The sequence below is a fragment of the Anaerotruncus sp. genome (assembly GCF_057433415.1).
This window is the reverse complement of sequence record NZ_DBMDHH010000006.1, coordinates 44,449-63,159: the sequence shown is the minus strand read 5'-3', so window position 1 is coordinate 63,159 and position 18,711 is coordinate 44,449. Positions and strand designations below refer to the sequence as shown.

Genomic DNA, 18,711 nt, shown 5'->3' with positions numbered 1-18,711 from the left:
ACCGGCACACCAAGACCACGGACGGGCGGGGCGGCTTTCCGCCGCCCCGCCCTTATTTGGGAGGAGGGAACCCGTGATGGCGGAATACGTCGTGGAAATGCGCGACATCGTGAAGGATTTCCCGGGGCTGCGCGCGAACGACCACATCACATTACAGCTGAAAAAGGGCGAGGTGCACGCGCTGCTGGGGGAAAACGGCGCGGGCAAAAGCACGCTCATGAGCATCCTGTTCGGGCTGTACCGGGCGGATGAGGGGCAGATCCTGGTGAAGGGCAAAGAGGTCCAGATCACCAACCCCAACGTCGCCAACGAGCTGGGCATCGGCATGGTGCACCAGCACTTCAAGCTGGTCCACAACTTCACCGTGACCGAGAACATCGTCCTCGGCCTGGAGCCGCGCAGGGGCGTTACGATGGACCTCAAATCCGCCGCCGCGCGGATCGCGGAGCTCTCCCGGCAGTACGGCCTGGAGGTGGACCCCAACGCGAAGATCGAGGAGATTTCGGTCGGTATGCAGCAGCGGGTGGAGATCCTCAAGATGCTCTACCGCGACGCCGAGGTGCTGATCTTTGACGAACCCACCGCGGTGCTCACCCCGATGGAGATCCGGGAGCTCATCGCGATCATGAAAAACCTCATCAGCGAGGGTAAATCGATCATCCTGATCACCCACAAGCTCAAGGAGATCAAGGAGGTCGCGGACCGTTGCACGATCATCCGCCGCGGCCGCCACATCGCGACAGTCGACGTCGCCGCCACGAGCGAACAGGAGATGGCGGAGATGATGGTCGGGCACGAGATCTCCTTTGTGATCGATAAAGAGGAAAAGACGCCGGGAGACCCGGTTTTGCAGATAGAGGACCTGTCGGTCAAGAACAGCCACGGGAGCCTCGGCCTGCGCGACTTCTCCCTCACCGTGCGCGGCGGGGAGATTGTCGGCATCGCGGGCGTGGACGGCAACGGCCAGTCCGAGCTGGTCGAGGCGATCACCGGGCTGCGCAGGGCGGAGAAGGGAAAAATCCTCCTGAACGGGGAGGAGATCACCCACGAGACGATCGCGCGGCGCATCCGCCGCGGCGTCTCCCACATCCCGGAGGACCGGCAGAAGCGGGGACTGGTGCTCGACTACACCGTCGAGGAAAACATGGTTCTCGAGGTCTACGGCCAGCGGCCCTTCTCGAAGCACGGCCTGCTCAACAAGCGCGCGATCCACGACTACGCCGCGAGGATCGCGGACGATTTCGACGTGCGCGCGGGCGAGGGGGTCCTCTCGCGGGCGGGGAGCCTCAGCGGCGGAAACCAGCAGAAGGCGATCATCGGCCGCGAGATCGAAAAGCAGCCCGTCCTGCTCATCGCCGTGCAGCCAACCCGCGGCCTCGACGTGGGGTCGATCGAGTACATCCACAAGCGCATCGTCGAACAGCGCAACCTCGGGCGGGCGGTCCTGCTCGTCTCGCTGGAGCTTGACGAGGTGCTCCAGCTTTCCGACCGGATCGTCGCGATCAACGCCGGGCAGGTGATCGGCGAAGTGCTCGCGAAGGATACCGATGAAAACGAGGTCGGCCTGATGATGGCCGGCGTGGGAAAGGACGGTGGCGGCGTTGAACGCTAGTTCCAGACAGAAGAGCGGGATGAAGATCCTCGTTTCGGTCATCTCGATCCTGCTCGGGTTCGTCGCGGGCGCCCTGCTCATGCTTTCGAGCGGCGCGAACCCGCTGACCGGGTTTTCCTACCTCTTTCAGGGAGGGCTCAAGAGCGTCACCCGCATCTGCAACACGATCGCCTACGCGGTGCCGCTCATGCTGACCGGCCTTTCGGTCACCTTCGCCTTCAAGACCGGGCTCTTCAACATCGGCGCGCCCGGCCAGATGCTGATCGGCGGCCTGCTCGCCAATGTGCTGGCCCTCACCGCCGACCTGCCCCGGCCGCTGCTGCTGCCGCTCGTCATCGCCGCGTCGATCGTCGGCGGCATGGTGTGGGCGGCGGTCCCCGGCTTCCTCAAGGCGCGCTTCAACGTCAACGAGGTCGTCTCCTGCATCATGATGAACTGGGTGGCCTACTGGGTGGTCTACATCGTCATCACCGACCACTTCAAATCCACCACGATCGATACCGAGTCGCAGGTCATCCCGGCGGCCGCTTCGCTGAAAACCGAGGCGATCACCCTGCTGACCAAGGGCTCCAACCTCAACCTCGGCATCTTCATCGCGATCATCGCCACCGCGCTGGTCATCTTCATCCTCAACCGGACGGTGCTCGGCTATGAGATGAAAGCGGTCGGCTTCAACCGCTTCGCGGCCGAATACGGCGGCATCAACGTCCAGAAGAACGCGGTGCTCGCGATGGTCATCTCGGGCGCGCTTTCCGGGCTGGCGGGGCTCACCTTCTACTGCGGCTACCTCTCCAACATGCGCATCGGCGTCATGCCCTCCCAGGGCTTCGACGGCATCGCGGTCGCGCTGCTGGCCAACTGCGCGCCGGTGGGAGTCGTCTTTGCCGCGATCTTCTTCGCGATCCTCCAGACGGGCAAGGGGTTCATGAACGCCATGATGCCCATCCCGCCCGAGATCGCCGACACGATCATCGCCACGGTCATCTACTTCGCGGCGACCAGCAAGCTGATCGAGATGAACCTCGACCGGATCAAAAAATTCTTCGGGCGCAAACGCCCGTCCAAATCGGAAGGGAGCGGGGAACATGTGGAACACCATTGAACAGATGGCCCCCTACGCGGTGGGCTATACCGTCCCCATCCTCATCACGGCGCTGGGCGGCCTCTTCTCCGAGCGCAGCGGCATCATCAACATCGGCCTCGAGGGGCTGATGGTCATCGGATCCTTCGTCGGCGGCGTTTCGGTCTACTACTTCGGGCCGTTGATGGGCAACGCGCGCGCCGCCTGGCTGGGCATCCTGCTCGCGATGCTGGCGGGCACCCTCTTTTCGGTGCTGCACGCCTTCGCGAGCATCAACCTCAACGCCGACCAGACGATCAGCGGAACGGCCATCAACCTGATGGCTGGCGCGCTCGTGCTCTACATCTCGCGGCGGTTCGTCGGCACCGGCAACATCGTCGTCAACAGCATGACCCGCGTGGACATTCCGGTGCTCAAGGACATCCCCGTGGTCGGCAAGCTCTTTCTGACCGACACCTACCCGACCACCTGGTTCGTGCTGGCGATCCTGATCGTCAGCTGGTTCGTCATCGAGCGCACCCCCTTCGGACTTCGGCTGCGCTCCTGCGGCGAATTCCCCGAGGCGGCCGACGCCGCGGGCATCAGCGTCGCGCGCATCCGCTACGCGGGCGTGCTGCTGTCGGGCGCCTGCGCGGGACTGGGCGGCGCGATCTACACGGTGACGACCGCCGGCCAGTGCAACGGCTCGGTCGACGGACTCGGTTTCCTCGCGCTCGCGGGGCTCATCTTCGGCCAGTGGAAGCCCTTCCGCATCCTGGCGGCCACCCTCTTCTTCGGCTTTGCGGTGACGATGGCGCAGATCTCCATGCTGCTGCCCTCCTTCGCGAGCGTGCCGCCGCTGGCCCTCAAGGTCTTCCCCTACGTCGTGACGATGCTGGCGCTCGTCGTCTTCTCCAAGTCGTCGCAGGCGCCCCGCGCGGAGGGCAAGTTCTTCGAGTACAAGAAAACCTGACCCGCAGGGAAGGAGAAACCAATGGAACAGCGCTTTTATCTGGGAATCGACAACGGGGGAACGCTCACCAAGGCGGTCCTCTTTGACGCGGCGGGGCATGAGGTCGCGCAGGCGTCCGAAAGCGTCCCCCTGCTGACCCCCGCGCCGGGCTTTACCGAGCGGGACATGGAGGCGCTTTACGCCGCCAACTGCCGCTGCATCCGCCGCGTGGCGGAGGAGAGCGGCGTGCCCGCCGCGCGGATCGCGGGGATCTCCTGCACCGGGCACGGCAAGGGGCTTTACCTCTGGGGGAGGGATGACCGCCCCGTCTGTCCGGGCATCGTCTCGACCGACACGCGCGCGTGGGAATACCCGCGGCGGTGGCGGGAGGACGGGACGGCGGACCGCGCCTTCCGAAAGACCTACCAGCAGGTGCTCGCCAGCCAGCAGGTCAGCCTGCTCGCCTGGATGAAGGACCACCGGCCGGAGCTGCTTGACAACATTCGATGGATCTTTTCGGTCAAGGATTACATACGCTTTCGCTTGACGGGGGAGGCATACGCCGAGCTCACCGATTTTTCGGGCGCCAACCTCGTCAACCTCGACGCCTGCGGCTACGACCGCGAGCTGCTCGCCCTGTTTGGGCTGGAGGAGCTTTTCGACCGCCTGCCGCCCCTTCGCCGCTCGTGCGACCGCTGCGGGCGCGTCACGGCGGAGACCGTGCGCCTCACCGGGCTTAAGGAGGGCACGCCGGTCGCGGGCGGCATGTTCGACATCGACGCCTGCGCCGTCGCCATGGACGTCACCGATGAAAAAAACCTCTGCGTGATCGCGGGAACCTGGGGCATCAATGAATACGTCGCGCGCGAGCCGGTCAAAAACGGCTCGGTGCTGATGAATTCGATATTCTGTTTGCCGGGATATTATCTTGTGGAAGAGAGCAGCCCCACCTCGGCGGGAAATCACGAGTGGTTTACCAGAATGTTTTTGCAGGAGCTGCGCGAAGAGGCAGCGGCCGCGGGCCTGTCGGTCTACCAATATGCCGACCGGCTCGCGGCGGAGGCGCCGGACGGCGGGGAAAGGATCGTTTTCCTGCCCTACCTGTTCGGCTCCAACTTTGATCCCCGGGCCCGGGCGGCGCTGGTGGGCATGGACAGCTCCCACACCAAGGGGCAGATCATCCGCGCGGTGCTCGAGGGAATCGTCTTCTGCCACATGGACCACATCGACCGGCTGCTGGCCAACCGCCCCCGTCCGGACGCCATCCGTCTCGCGGGCGGGGCGGCGAAATCCCCGCTGTGGGTGCGTTTGTTCGCGGACGTCACCGGCCTGCCGGTCGAGGTGATCGACACCGCCGAACTCGGCGCGCTCGGCTGCGCGATGGCCGCGGCCGTGATGGCGGGCGATTATCCCGACCTGCGGGCGGCGGCCGGCGGCATGGTGCGGGTCAGGGAACGGGTGGAACCCGATCTGGAAAAGACGGCCGCCTACCGGGAGAAGCGCCGCGCCTACCGGAAGGTCGCGCAGGCGCTCGAGCCGGTCTGGGGGTGCCTGTGATGGACGGGTACACGCTGGGGCTCTACGAGAAGTCGATGCCCGGGAGCCTGTCCCTCCCCGAAAAGCTGGCGGCTGCGCGTGAGGCCGGTTACGACTGCCTCGAAATCAGCATCGATGAGACGGATGAGAAGCTCGCCCGGCTGGACTGGGGCGAAGAGGAGCGGCTGCGCCTCGTGGAGAGCGCCGCCCGCGCCGGCTGCCCGGTGGCGACGATGTGCCTGAGCGCCCACCGCCGATACCCGCTGGGCAGCGAGGACCCCGAAACAGCCGGGCGCGGCATGGAAATTTTTGAGGGGGCGGTGCTGCTGGCCGAAGCGGTCGGGGTGCGGCTCATCCAGCTGGCCGGATACGACGAATACTACCGCGAATCGAACGCGCGCACGCGGGAGAACTTTCTCCGGAACCTGCGCCGGGCGGTGCACTTTGCCGCCGCGCACAAGGTGCAGCTCGGTTTCGAGACGATGGAGACGCCCTTTATGGACACCTGCGAAAAGGCGATGCGCTACGTCGCGCAGATCGGTTCGCCCTATCTGTCCGTCTATCCCGACATCGGCAACATGACCAACGCGGCGAAGCTCTACCGCACCGACGTGCTCGACGACCTCGCCAGCGCGGGCGGGCACATCGCGGCGATGCATCTCAAGGAGACGCGCCCGGGCGTCTACCGCGAGGTCCCCTACGGGACCGGACATGTGGATTTCCCCGGCGCGGTGCGAAGGGCGCTCGATCTCGGGGTGCGCGCCTTTACGGCCGAATTCTGGTATACGGGGGAACCGGACTGGAAGGCCCGGCTTCTGGAAAACAACCGGTTCCTGCGCCGCCAGTTTGAGCGGTGCGGGGACTGTTGAGGGGGGATAAAGACATGCTGGAAGCGCTGAAACAGGAGGTCTGGCGGGCGAACATGCGGCTGCCCGCCCACGGGCTCGTGACCTTCACCTGGGGGAACGTCTCGGGCGTCGACCGGGAAAAGGGGCTCGTGGTGATTAAGCCGTCGGGCGTCGAGTACGAGGCGATGCGTCCGGAAGACATGGTGGTTGTTTCGCTCGGGACGGGCGAACGCGTGGAGGGGGCGCTCAACCCCTCCTCCGACACGCCGACCCATCTGGAGCTCTACCGGGCGTTCCCCGGACTTGGGGGAGTGGTGCACACCCACAGCCGGTGGGCGACCATCTTCGCCCAGGCGGGGATGGGCGTCCCCGCCTACGGCACCACCCATGCCGACTACTTCTACGGGGAGATTCCCTGCACCCGCCGGATGACGGCGGAGGAGATCGCCGGGGCTTATGAAAGGGAGACGGGCGCGGTCATCGTCGAGCGGTTCGCGGGGCTCGACCCCGCGGCGGTCCCCGGCGTGCTGGTCCACAGCCACGGCCCCTTCGCGTGGGGGAAGGACCCGATGGAGGCGGTGCACAACGCCGTCGTGCTCGAGGAGGTCGCCATGATGGCCTGGCACTGCAAGGCGCTCTCAGGGAACACCCTCGAGCCCATGCAGCGGGTGCTGCTGGACAGGCACTACCTGCGCAAGCACGGCGCGCACGCCTACTACGGGCAACAGGAAAGATAACTCTGGAAGCGGAAAAGGGCGGGGCCCGCCGGAAGGCGGGCCCCGCCCTTTTTGTGACTGCCCGGGGCAAAAATACTGGAAATCTTAGATTTTCTTTGTTTACTTCTGTGGGAACTGTATAGCAAATCCACTTGTTTTTTAGAAATATATGGGATAAAATAATAATTACGAATCACAAAACGATCACAGGCCCGCAGACGGCCGGAAAGAAGGAGAGCATGAACCAGCTGGAACAGGATTCCCTGCGTTTTGTCGCCCTCCTTTCGAGGATGTACTTTGCAGAACGCGACCTCGACGGCGTGCTCGCGCGGATGACGGACGACGTGGAATGGATCGGCACCGGCCGCCAGGACGGCTGCCGCGGCATCCGCGAAGCGCGAAAGATGCTGGAGATGGAACGGCGCGTGTTCCACGGCTCCTTTTCCCTCGAGGAGGACGGCTACGAGGCCGCCGCCCTTACGGAGGAGCTCTGCCTTGTCACGGGGGAGATCTGCCTGCGGGAGAAGGACATGCCCGCCGGGCAGCCCGATCTGCTGCTGCGGGTGTCCTGCATCTGCCGCCGGGAGGCGGACGGCCTGAAGCTGCGCCAGCTGCACCTGTCGACGCCGAGCAGCGAACAGCTCGAAGGGGAATTCTTCCCGCACACCGTCTCGGAGGAGGGGACCGGCCGTCTCCGCCGGATGCTCAACGAGCGCACCGCCGAGCTGGAGGAGATGAACCGCGACCTCAACGCGCTGACCAACAATATCCCGGGCGGCGTCATCTGCTGCGAATACGGCGAGACCCTCAAGCTGATCCAGTACAGCGAGGGGTTCCTCTCGATGTTCGGCTATACGGCGGAGGAGCTGCAAACCCGGTTCCATAACAATTTCGCCGGGATGATCTATGAAAAGGACCTGCGCGGCGTCTGGGAGACGGCGCTCCGGCAGCTTGCGAAGAGCAACACCAAGGAGATCGAATACCGGGTGCGCTGCAAGGACGGGCGGCTGGTGTGGGTGCTCGACCGGGGCCAGCTGGTGGAGGACGAGCGCGGCCGGAAATGGTTTTACTGCATCCTCATCGACATCACCCGCACCAAGAAGGCGCAGGAGGAGTTGCGCCTGAGCCTCGAGCGTCACCAGATCATCATGGACCAGACGACCGACATCATTTTTGAATGGGACATCAGCCGGGACTATCTCAGCTGTTCCTCCAACTACCACAAAAAATTCGGCTACCACGCGCTGAAGGAAAACGCAAGCGTCGCGATCGCCGGGGGCTCCCACCTGCATCCGGACGACATCGAGCGCTTCTGCCTGCTGGTGCGCAACGTCCGGGAGGGGACCCCCTACAGCGAGACGGAGTTCCGCATCGCGGACGCCGCGGGGAATTATATCTGGTGCCGGGTCCGCGCCACCCTTCAGGTGGACGAGAACGGCCGCCCCGCAAAGGCGGTCGGGGTGATCATCGACATCGACCGGGAGAAGCGCAGGACCCAGAAGCTTCAGGAGAAGGCGGAGCGGGACGCGCTGACGGGGCTTTACAACAAGGGCACGACCCAGACGCTGGTGGAAAAATACCTCGCGGAGGACGCGGGGGAGACGAGTTCCGCCCTGATGATCATCGACGTGGACAATTTCAAGCTCGTCAACGACCTCTACGGCCACCTGAGCGGCGACGCAATGCTCTCCGACGCGGCCAGCGCGCTCAAGAAGATGTTCCGTTCGGGCGACGTGGTCGGCCGCGTGGGCGGCGACGAGTTCTGCGTGCTGATGCGCGGCATCCGCGACGCCGGGATCGTCTCGCGCAAGGCGGAGGACATCCTGAAGGTCTTCAGCGACCTGAGCCGGAAGGAAGCGGCGGGGGAGAACCTCTCCTGCAGCGTCGGGATCGCGCTCTATCCCCAGGACGGCGCGGATTTCAACACCCTTTTCTGCAATGCGGACCGGGCGCTCTACCGTGCGAAGGAACGGGGAAAGAACGGCTATGCCTTCCATTCGGAAGCGTCGGTTAGGGGACGGAGGGACAGCGTGCGGCTGATGCCGAGGACCTCGGTGGGCGCGCCGATCGATTCCGACCGCAACGCCGGCGTCATGGACGACCGGCTCGCGGAATATGTGTTCCACGTGCTCTACCGGGCGGCCGACGTGGAGGCGGCGATCCCGCTGATCCTCGAGATTGTCGGGCGGCAGTTCGACGTCTGCCGCGCCTATCTCTTCGAGATTTCGGAGGACGGGTGCAGCTTCCGCAACACCTTCGAGTGGTGCCGCGAGGAGGCCCGCGAAAAATTCGGCGAAACGGCCGGCGAGACGTTCGCTTGCGGGGATTTTTCCCGCCAGCTCGACATGCTCCGCGAGACGGGCGTCTTCTACTGCCGCGACATCTCGCTGCTGCCCGGTCCCGTGCGTGAGCTGATGGAGCGGCGGGGGGTGCGCTCCGCCCTCCAGTGCGCCATCCACGACGGCGCGGAGCTGCACGGCGGGCTCGGCTTCGACGAGTGCCGCAGCAACCGCCTGTGGACGCAGAAGCAGGTCGACACCCTCACCTTCGTCTCCGAGATCGTAAGCGCCTTCCTGCTCAAAAAGCGGGCGCAGAGCCGTGCGAACCGGCTGGTCGGCAGCCTGGAGGCGGTCCTCAACCACCGGGATTCATGGGTATTCGTCGTCGACCGGGACAGCTTCGAGATCCTTTACGCCAACGCGCGGGCGCGGGCGCTTCTTCCCGGCCTGCGTGTCGGGGAGCGGTGCCATATGGCGCTGTTCGGGAGCCCGGAGCCCTGCACCGGCTGCCCCGTGCTGCTGGAGGGTTCCCCCGCGGGCGCCGAGGTGTACAGCCCCCTGCTCAGGAAGCGCTTTTCCGCCCGCATGGAGGAGGTCGCGTGGTCGGGGGAGCGGCGCGCGTTCCTGCTGACCTGCTGCGAGACCGAGCCGGTAACCACCTGATGAAAGAGCCCCGCCATTCGGCGGGGCTTTTTGATGCCGCTCTGTCATTTGTGAAGTTTTTTCGTGTAATTATTGTGTAATCACAAATAGAAGGCATAAAAATTGAAAAAGTTTGTGGATAAATTTGACTTGTGAAAGGGGGAATCCAATGATATAATAGAAAAAATTTGTCCGGGACCTTTCGGATGCAGGGGACCGGAGGTGGAGGTTTTCGAGTATGGCGACGCATCTGCTCGATTTGCAGCAGCTTTCCATTGGGGAAATCAATGATCTTCTCGACCTGGCGCAGCATTACCGGGACGGGGGCCCGCTTCCCGATTGCAGCGGCGCTATTGTTGCCAATTTATTTTTTGAGAATTCGACCCGCACTCAGTATTCCTTCCAGACGGCGGAAGAGAGACTGAATATGCGGGTCATTTCTTTTGTCCCGGAGACCTCGTCGCTCCAGAAAAACGAGAGCTTCTACGACACGGTCAAGACCTTCGACTCGTTCGGCGTGAACGCGCTGGTCATCCGCCACAGCGAGAACGAATACTACAACGACCTCGTCGGGCATGTCCGCGCCGCGATCTTAAACGGCGGCGACGGCACCGGAAGCCATCCAACCCAGAGCCTCCTCGATCTGCTGACGATCCGGCAGGAATTCGGCGGCTTCGAGGGGCTCAAGGCGGTCATCGCAGGGGACATCGCCCACTCGCGGGTGGCGCACACCAACTACGACATCATGACACGCCTGGGGATGGAGGTCGTGATGAGCGGCCCGAAGGAATACATGGAGGACCGCTACCCCTACGAGCCGTTCGACGAGGCGGTCGCCACGAGCGACGTGGTCATGATGCTGCGGGTGCAGCGGGAACGCCACCCCGACGGCACCCCCTTCGATCCCGCGCGCTACCACAGGGAGTACGGGCTTTCGGCCAAACGCGCCGCCTCGATGAAGAAGGGCGCGATCATCATGCACCCCGCGCCGGTCAACCGGGGGGTCGAGGTCGCGGACGAGGTGGTCGAGTGCCGCCGCAGCCGCATCTTCAAGCAGATGGAAAACGGCGCCTTCGTGCGCATGGCCGCGCTGGTGCGCGCGCTCGAGAGCTGATGGCGCTGCTCATCCAAAACGGGCGCGTCTACCGGGAGGGCAGGCTGGAACGTGCCGACCTGCTCGTCGAGGGGGACCGGATCGCGGCGATCGGGGAGGGCCTCCCGCAGGCGCCGGGCGCGCGGGTGTTCGACGCCTCCGGCTGTGTGGTATCGCCGGGCTTCACCGACCTGCACGTCCACCTGCGCGAGCCCGGCTTCTCCCACAAGGAGACGGTCGCCTCGGGCACCGCGGCGGCCGCCGCGGGCGGGTTCACGACGGTATGCGCGATGCCAAACGTCTCGCCTGTGCCCGACAGCCCCGCGCGCCTTCTGCCGCAGGCGCGCCGGATTGCGCGGGACGCGCGGGTGCGCGTGGTTCCCTACGCGGCAATCACCCGCGGGCGGCGGGGGGAGGCGCTCTCCGAAGTCGCCGCGCTTGCCCCGCACGTTGCCGGGTTTTCGGACGACGGGCGCGGGGTGCGGTCGGAGGAAACGATGCGCGCGGCGATGGAGCGCGTCGCGGCGGCGGGGAGCTTCGTTGCCGCCCACTGCGAGGTGGAAGCCCTCATCCCGGCGGGCGGCTGCTGCCACGACGGGGCGTTCGCGCGGGCACAGGGCTTCCCGGGCATCCCGTCGGAGAGCGAATACGCGGAGATCGCGCGGGACATCCGGCTTGCCGCCGAAACGGGGTGCCGCCTGCACATCTGCCACCTCTCGACGAAGGAGGGGGCCGCGCTGGTGCGCAAGGCGCGAAAACGCGGCCTGCCGGTCACCTGCGAGGCGGCGCCCCACAACCTGCTCCTCTGCGACGGGGAGATCCCGGAGGATGAGGGACGGTTCAAGATGAACCCGCCGCTGCGCGCGGCGGACGACCGCGCCGCGCTCGTTGAAGCGCTGCTCGACGGCACGATCACGGCAATCGCCACCGACCACGCGCCGCACACGGCGGAGGAGAAGTCGGGCGGCTTCCGGGGGAGCCTCTATGGGGTCGTGGGCCTCGAGACGGCGTTCCCGGCGCTCTACACCGGGCTGACGGAGCCGGGGCTACTGCCGCTCGGGCTGCTGCTGAAGCTGTTGACGGCGGGGCCGCAGGAAATCTTGGGGGAGCGGCGGACGCTCGCGCCGGGGGAGGAGGCCTCCCTCACGGTGCTGGACCTGCGGACGGCGCGAAAGGTGGAGCCGGAGCGGTTTTTGAGCCGCGGCAGGGCGACCCCCTTCGCGGGGCGGACGCTGCGGGGCTGGCCGGCGCTCACGCTCTACCGCGGAAAAGAGGTCTACCGGCGCTGGCCGGGAATTCAGACAGAGGGGTGACAGGATGGAAAGACCACGGAAGAAGCTGGTGTTTGAAAACGGCCGGGTATTCGCGGGCGAGGGGTTCGGCGCGGATGCCGACGCGGTGTGCGAGGCTGTTTTCAACACCTCGATGGTCGGGTATCAGGAGATCTTCTCCGACCCGTCCTACTGCGGGCAGTTTGTCTGCATGACCTATCCGCTGATCGGCAACTATGGGCTCGCGGCGGACGATTACGAGACGAAGACGCCGCGCATCGGCGGCTTCATCGTGCGGGAATATAACGACAGCCTCTCCAACTTCCGCGCGGCGCGGACCCTTTCAGAGGTGATGGAGGAGTACGGCGTCCCCGGCATCGCGGGGCCGGACACCCGGGCGATTACCCGGATGCTCCGCAGCGAGGGGAGCATGCGCGCGCTGCTGACGGACGCTGACACGCCCGACGCGGCGGCGCTTGAACAGCTGGCCGGCACGCCCGTCCCGCGCGACCAAGTCGCGCGGGCGAGCTGCAAAAAGCCCTGGCGCTACCGCACCGCCAACGCGCGCTATTCCGTCGTGGCGGTCGACTGCGGCGTCAAGCACAACATCATCCGCTCGCTGGCGGCGCGCGGCTGCGACGTGACGGTCGTGCCTTACGATACCCCCGCCAAAGCGGTGCTGGCGATGGAACCGGACGGGCTCTTCCTCTCGAACGGGCCGGGCGACCCGCGGGACGTCCCCGAGGCCGCCGCGCTCGTGCGGGCGCTCCAGGGCAGGCTGCCCATCTTCGGCATCTGCCTCGGCCACCAGCTCATCGCGCTTGCGAACGGCGCGCGCACCTATCAGCTCAAATTCGGCCACCGCGGCGGCAACCACCCGGTTAAAAATCTGCTGACCGGCAGGATCGAGATCACGAGCCAGAACCACTCGTTCGCGGTCGACCCGGAGAGCCTTTCGGGGACCGGCCTTACGGTGACGCACCAAAACCTGCTCGACGGCACGGTCGAGGGGCTGGAAAACGCGGCCCAGCGCATCTTCTCGGTGCAGTACCACCCCGAGAGCGCGCCCGGTCCGCAGGATTCGGCCTACCTGTTCGACAAGTTCATCGCCTCGATCGAGGCGTTTTTAACAGAGAGGGGGGACCGGGATGCCGAAGCGTACTGATATCCGCAAGATCCTCGTGATCGGCTCGGGCCCGATCGTCATCGGCCAGGCGGCCGAGTTCGACTACTCGGGCACCCAGGCCTGCCTCGCGCTGCGGGAGGCGGGCTACACCGTCGTGCTCGTCAACTCCAACCCGGCGACGATCATGACCGACACCGACGTCGCCGACCGCGTCTATATCGAGCCGCTCACGCTGGAATTTGTGGCGCGCATCATCCGCAAGGAGCGCCCCGACGCGCTCCTGCCGACCCTCGGCGGCCAGACGGGGCTCAACCTCGCCATGCAGCTCGCCAAAAAGGGGGTGCTGGGGGAGTGCCGGTGCGAAATCCTCGGCACCGGCTTCGACGCGATCGAGCGCGCCGAGGACCGCGAGCTCTTCAAGGAGCTCTGCGCGGCGACGGGGGAGCCGACCCTCCCGAGCGACGTCGCCACGACGGTGGCGGAGGCGTATGAGAAGGCGCGCGCCATCGGCTATCCGGTGGTCCTGCGCCCCGCCTTCACCCTCGGCGGCACGGGCGGGGGCTTCGCGGAAAACGACGCGGAGCTCGGTCCTCTCGCGGAAAACGCCCTGCGCCTTTCGCCCGCCGGGCAGGTGCTCGTCGAAAAGAGCATCAAGGGCTACAAGGAGATCGAATACGAGGTCATCCGGGACAGAAACGACACGGCGCTCGCCATCTGCAACATGGAGAACGTCGACCCGGTGGGCATCCACACGGGGGATTCGATCGTCGTCTGCCCGAGCCAGACCCTCACCAATAAGGAGTACCACATGCTGCGGGACGCCGCCCTGCGGCTCATCCGCGCGCTGGGCATCGAGGGGGGCTGCAACGTGCAGTTCGCGCTCGACCCCGACTCCTTCCGCTACTACGTGATCGAGGTGAACCCCCGCGTCTCCCGCTCCTCCGCGCTGGCGAGCAAGGCGAGCGGCTACCCAATCGCGCGGGTGTCGGCGCTCATCGCGGTGGGCTTTACCCTCGACGAGATCGCCCTCGCCAACACCCCCGCGAGCTTCGAGCCCGCGCTCGACTACGTGGTCACCAAGATCGCGCGCTTCCCCTTCGACAAGTTCGACAAGGCCAGCCGCCTGCTCTCCACCCAGATGAAGGCGACGGGCGAGGTCATGGCGGTCGGGCGCACCTTCGAGGAGAGCCTGCTCAAGGCGGTGCGCAGCCTCGAGGCGGGCGCGAACTGCCTGCGGCTTGAAAAGTTCGACGCCTCGTCCGACGCGGAGCTGTGGGAAATTCTGCGCAATCCGACCGACGAGCGGCTGTTCGCCATCGCCGAGCTGCTGCGGCGGGGCGCGCCGGTGCGGAGGATCTGCCGGACGACGAAGATCGACCGGTTCTTTGTGGAAAAGCTCGCGGGCGTCGTCTCCTTCGAGTGGGAGCTCGCGGCGCGCCCCGGCGACCTCGAGCTCCTGCGCCGCGCCAAGCGGATGGGGATTTCGGACGGCGGCGTCGGGCGGCTGTGGGGGAGGAGCGAGTCGGAGATCTTCCTCCTGCGGAGGGAAAACGGCCTTCTGCCCGTCTACAAGATGATCGACACCTGCGCCTCCGAATTCGAGAGCTACGTCCCCTACTTCTACTCGACCTACGAGGAGGAAAACGAAAGCGTCGTGACCACCCGCAAAAAAATCGTCGTGCTCGGCTCCGGCCCCATCCGGATCGGGCAGGGGGTGGAGTTCGACTACTCGACCGTCCACGCGATCTGGGCCATCCGGGAGGCGGGGTACGAAGCAATCATCATCAACAACAACCCCGAGACGGTCTCGACCGACTACACGGTGAGCGACAAGCTCTACTTCGAACCGCTCACCGTCGAGGACGTCATGAACGTGCTGGCGCTCGAGCGGCCCGACGGGGTCGTCGTGACGCTCGGCGGCCAGACGGCGATCAACCTGGCGGCGCGGCTCGACGCGCTGGGGGTGCCGCTCGCCGGGACCGGTTGCGAGGCGATCGGCCGGGCGGAAAACCGCGGCAGCTTCGAGGCGCTCATGGAGCGGCTGGGCATCCCGCAGCCGGAGGGACGCGCGGTGACGACGCTCGAAGAGGGGCTTGAGGCCGCGAAATCCCTCGGCTACCCGGTGCTCGTGCGGCCGAGCTTCGTGCTCGGCGGGCGGGCGATGCAGATCGTCGTCTGCGACGACGACCTGCGCCGCTACCTCTCCGAGGCGGTGCGCGCGAGCGAGGACGCGCCGGTGCTCGTCGACCGGTACGTCGAGGGCAAGGAGCTCGAGGTCGACGCGGTGTGCGACGGGACCGACGTCTTCATCCCCGGCATCATGGAGCACGTCGAGCGCACGGGGGTGCACTCGGGCGACTCGATCAGCGTCTATCCGACCTTCTCGGTGAGCGGGGCGGCCTGCCGGACGATCGTCGACTACACGGTGAAGCTGGGACTCGGCATCGGCATCAAGGGTCCCTTCAACATCCAGTTCATCGTCGATCCGCAGGAGAAGGTGCACGTCATCGAGGTGAACCCCCGGTCGTCGCGCACGGTGCCCTTCCTCTCCAAGGCGACGGGGATCAACCTGGCGGGCGTCGCCGCCAGAGTGGCGCTCGGCCAGTCCCTCCGGGAGCAGGGCTATGAAACCGGCGTTGCGCCGAGGCGGGACCGCTGGTACGTCAAATGCCCCGTCTTCAGCTTCTCAAAAATCCGGGGCGCGGACGCCTATCTCTCGCCCGAAATGAAGAGCACGGGCGAGGCGCTCGGATGCGACAAAACCCTCTACCGCGCCTTCTACAAGGCGCTCAAGGCGGCGGGCCAGCGGGTGGTCAATTACGGGACCGTCCTCTTCACGATCGCCGACCGGGACAAGGAGTGGTCGCTGCCCTACGCCCGACGGTTCTACGAGTTGGGCTTCAACATCGAGGCGACGCAGGACACCGCCAACTTCCTCAAGCGGCACGGCATCCGGACCCGCCTGCTCCACAAGATCAGCGAGGGCTCGGAGGAGATCCCCGACAGCCTGCGCGCCGGGCATGTGACCTACGTGGTCAACACCCTCGGCCCCGGCTGCGGGGAGAATCCGGCCAAGGACGGCTATCGCATCCGCCGGCTCGCGGTGGAGCATAACGTGACGATCTTCACCTCCCTCGATACCACGGCCGTGCTGCTCGACGTGCTCGAGGAGTTGACCGTCGGCGTTTCGACGATCGATGCGGGGAGGGGGGACGCCGATGTATAAAAACGCCCTCTACCGGGTGGCGGAAAACCGCCCCATCGCGCGGGAGGTCTTCCGGATGCGCCTTCTCGGCGACACCCGCTGGATCACGGCCCCCGGACAGTTCGTGAACGTGCGCGTGGACGGGTGCTACCTGCGCCGCCCGATCAGCGTCTGCGACTGGGACGGCGGCGGGCTCACCCTCGTCTACAAGGCGGTGGGGAAGGGGACGCGCCTGCTGTCCCGAGCCCTCCCCGACGAAATGCTCGACCTGCTGACCGGGCTGGGCAACGGCTACGACCCTTCGGCGGCGCGGGGGAGGCGGACGGTCCTCATCGGCGGCGGGGTGGGCGTGCCGCCCCTCTACGGCCTCGCCAGGCGGCTCGCGCTCGCCGGCGAGCCGCCCGCCGCGGCGCTCGGCTTCCGGACGGCGGCCGACGCCTTTTTGGCGGAGAGCTTCCTGACGCTCGGCTGCGAGGTGCTCGTCGCCACGGCGGACGGCAGCCTCGGGGAGCGGGGCTTCGTCACGGAGCCGCTTTCCCGGCTCGATTACGGTTATTACTTCGCCTGCGGCCCCGAGCCGATGCTCGCCGCCGTGCACGCGCTCGGGCGCGAAAAGGGCGCGGAGGGCCAGCTCTCCTTCGAGCGTCGGATGGGCTGCGGGTTCGGCGCCTGCATGAGCTGCTCCTGCGAAACGCTCGCGGGCCCCAGGCGCATCTGCGTCGAGGGGCCGGTGCTCCGGTCAGGGGAGGTGCGGTTCTGATGGACACTTCGGTAAAGCTCGGGGAGCTTACCCTTCGGAACCCGGTCATCCCGGCGAGCGGGACCTTCGGGTTTGGCCATGAGATGGCAAAGTGGTACGACCTCAACCGCCTCGGCGCCGTCGCGCTCAAGGGGACGACGCGGGAGGCGCGCTTCGGCAACCCGACGCCCCGCGTCGCTGAATGCGAGGCGGGGCTCTTAAACGCGGTGGGGCTTCAAAACCCCGGCGTGGACGCGGTCGTCCGGGAGGAGCTTCCCAAGCTCCGCGCGGTCTATTCCGGGCCGGTGATCGCGAACGTCTGCGGCTTCTCGGCGGAGGAATACGTGGAGGTCGCGCGGCGGTTCGACGAGGTGGGCGCGGACATCCTCGAGATCAACGTGAGCTGCCCCAACGTGAGGCACGGGGGCCTTGCGTTCGGCGCTTCGTCCGAGGCGGCCGCGGCGATCACGGCCGCCGTCAAAGCGGCGGTCAAAAAGCCGGTCTACATGAAGCTCTCCCCCAACGCGGCCGACATCGCGGCGGTCGCACGGGCGTGCGAGGAGGCGGGCGCGGACGGGCTGACGCTCATCAACACGCTGCTCGGGATGCGCGTCGACCCGCGCACCGGCCGCCCGCTCGTCTCGACGGTCACGAGCGGCTTTTCCGGCCCCGCGATCAAGCCGGTCGCCCTGCGGATGGTTTTTGAGGTGTGCAGGGCGGTGAAGATCCCGGTCGTCGGGGTGGGCGGGATCGCCAGCGCGGACGACCTGCTGGAATTCCTCTCGGCGGGCGCGAGCGCGGTGCAGATCGGCGCGCAGAACCTCGTCGACCCATACGCCTGCCTGCGCGTGGTGGAGGAGCTTCCGAAAAGGATGGAGGAATACGGGATCCGCGATTTAAAATCGATCATCGGGAGGACGGGAAATGGTAAATAAAGATGTAATCATCGCCTGCGACTTTGGGACCCGGGAGGAGACGCTCGCGTTCCTCGACCGGTTCACGGCGGAAAAGCCCTATGTCAAGATCGGCATGGAACTTTTTTACGGGGAGGGCCCGCAGATCGTGCGGGAGGTGAAGGCGCGGGGGCACCGGGTCTTCCTCGACCTGAAGCTGCACGACATCCCCAACACGGTGCGCCGCGCGATGAAAAATCTCGCGAAGCTCGGCGTCGACATGACGAACGTCCACGCGGCGGGCACGATCGAGATGATGGAGGCGGCGAAGGCGGGCCTCGAGGAGGGGGCGGCGGGCCGCCGCCCGCTGCTCATCGCGGTGACGCAGCTCACCTCGACGAGCGAGCCGCGGATGCGGGAGGAGCTGCTCATCCCGGCCCCGATGGGCGAGGTGGTGACGCGCTACGCCGCCAACGCCCGCGCGGCGGGGCTCGACGGGGTGGTGTGCAGCCCGCTCGAGGCGGCGCTCGTCAAGGGGAGCTTTAGCGGCGGCTTCCTGGCGGTGACGCCCGGCATCCGCTATCCGGACGCGCGCGCGGACGACCAGGCCCGCGTGACCACCCCCGCCCGGGCGCGGGAGCTCGGCGCGGACTACATCGTCGTCGGGCGGCCGGTCACGGCGGCGGACGACCCGGTGGGGGCCTACCGCCGCGTCAGATTTGATTTTCTGGGGGAGTGA

General features: G+C 66.3%; 14 protein-coding genes. All 14 read left to right on the top strand.

Annotation, left to right across the window (positions count from 1 at the left end):
* The first annotated feature begins 76 nt into the window (after window positions 1-76).
* Entirely contained in the window at window positions 77-1,612 is a 1,536-nt protein-coding gene (locus ACZO3G_RS03075) for an ABC transporter ATP-binding protein (protein ID WP_276870859.1), read from the top strand.
* Window positions 1,613-1,631: 19 nt separating this feature from the next.
* Complete coding sequence (locus ACZO3G_RS03070) at window positions 1,632-2,714, top strand: ABC transporter permease (RefSeq protein ID WP_276870858.1); 1,083 nt, start codon at window positions 1,632-1,634, stop codon at window positions 2,712-2,714.
* On the top strand, window positions 2,698-3,645 hold the full coding sequence (locus ACZO3G_RS03065) for an ABC transporter permease (protein WP_276870854.1): 948 nt from the start codon (window positions 2,698-2,700) through the stop codon (window positions 3,643-3,645). Before ACZO3G_RS03070 ends, ACZO3G_RS03065 begins: the two co-directional genes overlap by 17 nt.
* A 21-nt stretch (window positions 3,646-3,666) precedes the next feature.
* Window positions 3,667-5,181 carry an FGGY-family carbohydrate kinase gene (locus ACZO3G_RS03060; RefSeq protein ID WP_276870853.1) on the top strand — a complete coding sequence of 505 codons (1,515 nt, stop codon included), beginning with the start codon at window positions 3,667-3,669 and terminating at the stop codon, window positions 5,179-5,181.
* Window positions 5,181-6,029, top strand: coding sequence for an L-ribulose-5-phosphate 3-epimerase (locus tag ACZO3G_RS03055; protein ID WP_121585831.1), 849 nt, complete (start codon window positions 5,181-5,183; stop codon window positions 6,027-6,029). Before ACZO3G_RS03060 ends, ACZO3G_RS03055 begins: the two co-directional genes overlap by 1 nt.
* A 14-nt stretch (window positions 6,030-6,043) precedes the next feature.
* A complete protein-coding gene (gene araD, locus ACZO3G_RS03050; RefSeq protein WP_276870849.1) occupies window positions 6,044-6,745 on the top strand; it encodes an L-ribulose-5-phosphate 4-epimerase in 702 nt (233 codons plus the stop codon).
* A gap of 218 nt (window positions 6,746-6,963) precedes the next feature.
* On the top strand, window positions 6,964-9,666 hold the full coding sequence (locus tag ACZO3G_RS03045) for a diguanylate cyclase domain-containing protein (protein WP_276870846.1): 2,703 nt from the start codon (window positions 6,964-6,966) through the stop codon (window positions 9,664-9,666).
* Window positions 9,667-9,883: 217 nt separating this feature from the next.
* Entirely contained in the window at window positions 9,884-10,759 is an 876-nt protein-coding gene (locus tag ACZO3G_RS03040; RefSeq protein WP_101551109.1) for an aspartate carbamoyltransferase catalytic subunit, read from the top strand.
* On the top strand, window positions 10,759-12,051 hold the full coding sequence (locus ACZO3G_RS03035; protein ID WP_276870843.1) for a dihydroorotase: 1,293 nt from the start codon (window positions 10,759-10,761) through the stop codon (window positions 12,049-12,051). The genes ACZO3G_RS03040 and ACZO3G_RS03035 overlap by 1 nt, the downstream gene beginning before the upstream one ends.
* A gap of 4 nt (window positions 12,052-12,055) precedes the next feature.
* Window positions 12,056-13,174: a glutamine-hydrolyzing carbamoyl-phosphate synthase small subunit gene (carA, locus tag ACZO3G_RS03030; RefSeq protein WP_276870839.1), complete on the top strand. Its 1,119-nt coding sequence runs from the start codon at window positions 12,056-12,058 to the stop codon at window positions 13,172-13,174.
* The gene (carB, locus tag ACZO3G_RS03025; RefSeq protein ID WP_277138452.1) at window positions 13,158-16,361 is read left to right on the top strand and encodes a carbamoyl-phosphate synthase large subunit; all 3,204 of its coding nucleotides are present in this window, start codon (window positions 13,158-13,160) and stop codon (window positions 16,359-16,361) included. Before carA ends, carB begins: the two co-directional genes overlap by 17 nt.
* Window positions 16,354-17,100 carry a dihydroorotate dehydrogenase electron transfer subunit gene (locus ACZO3G_RS03020; RefSeq protein ID WP_276870835.1) on the top strand — a complete coding sequence of 249 codons (747 nt, stop codon included), beginning with the start codon at window positions 16,354-16,356 and terminating at the stop codon, window positions 17,098-17,100. Before carB ends, ACZO3G_RS03020 begins: the two co-directional genes overlap by 8 nt.
* Window positions 17,100-18,014, top strand: coding sequence for a dihydroorotate dehydrogenase (locus ACZO3G_RS03015; protein WP_276870833.1), 915 nt, complete (start codon window positions 17,100-17,102; stop codon window positions 18,012-18,014). Before ACZO3G_RS03020 ends, ACZO3G_RS03015 begins: the two co-directional genes overlap by 1 nt.
* Window positions 18,004-18,711, top strand: coding sequence for an orotidine-5'-phosphate decarboxylase (gene pyrF / locus ACZO3G_RS03010; protein ID WP_276870832.1), 708 nt, complete (start codon window positions 18,004-18,006; stop codon window positions 18,709-18,711). The genes ACZO3G_RS03015 and pyrF overlap by 11 nt, the downstream gene beginning before the upstream one ends.

What these genes read in the sequence shown, in the direction of transcription:
- ACZO3G_RS03075 (WP_276870859.1), top strand. Translation starts at nt 77, where the DNA reads ATGGCGGAATACGTCGTGGAAATGCGCGACATCGTGAAGGATTTCCCG.
- ACZO3G_RS03070 (WP_276870858.1), top strand. Translation starts at nt 1,632, where the DNA reads ATGAAGATCCTCGTTTCGGTCATCTCGATCCTGCTCGGGTTCGTCGCG.
- ACZO3G_RS03065 (WP_276870854.1), top strand. Translation starts at nt 2,698, where the DNA reads ATGTGGAACACCATTGAACAGATGGCCCCCTACGCGGTGGGCTATACC.
- ACZO3G_RS03060 (WP_276870853.1), top strand. Translation starts at nt 3,667, where the DNA reads ATGGAACAGCGCTTTTATCTGGGAATCGACAACGGGGGAACGCTCACC.
- ACZO3G_RS03055 (WP_121585831.1), top strand. Translation starts at nt 5,181, where the DNA reads ATGGACGGGTACACGCTGGGGCTCTACGAGAAGTCGATGCCCGGGAGC.
- araD (WP_276870849.1), top strand. Translation starts at nt 6,044, where the DNA reads ATGCTGGAAGCGCTGAAACAGGAGGTCTGGCGGGCGAACATGCGGCTG.
- ACZO3G_RS03045 (WP_276870846.1), top strand. Translation starts at nt 6,964, where the DNA reads ATGAACCAGCTGGAACAGGATTCCCTGCGTTTTGTCGCCCTCCTTTCG.
- ACZO3G_RS03040 (WP_101551109.1), top strand. Translation starts at nt 9,884, where the DNA reads ATGGCGACGCATCTGCTCGATTTGCAGCAGCTTTCCATTGGGGAAATC.
- ACZO3G_RS03035 (WP_276870843.1), top strand. Translation starts at nt 10,759, where the DNA reads ATGGCGCTGCTCATCCAAAACGGGCGCGTCTACCGGGAGGGCAGGCTG.
- carA (WP_276870839.1), top strand. Translation starts at nt 12,056, where the DNA reads ATGGAAAGACCACGGAAGAAGCTGGTGTTTGAAAACGGCCGGGTATTC.
- carB (WP_277138452.1), top strand. Translation starts at nt 13,158, where the DNA reads ATGCCGAAGCGTACTGATATCCGCAAGATCCTCGTGATCGGCTCGGGC.
- ACZO3G_RS03020 (WP_276870835.1), top strand. Translation starts at nt 16,354, where the DNA reads ATGTATAAAAACGCCCTCTACCGGGTGGCGGAAAACCGCCCCATCGCG.
- ACZO3G_RS03015 (WP_276870833.1), top strand. Translation starts at nt 17,100, where the DNA reads ATGGACACTTCGGTAAAGCTCGGGGAGCTTACCCTTCGGAACCCGGTC.
- pyrF (WP_276870832.1), top strand. Translation starts at nt 18,004, where the DNA reads ATGGTAAATAAAGATGTAATCATCGCCTGCGACTTTGGGACCCGGGAG.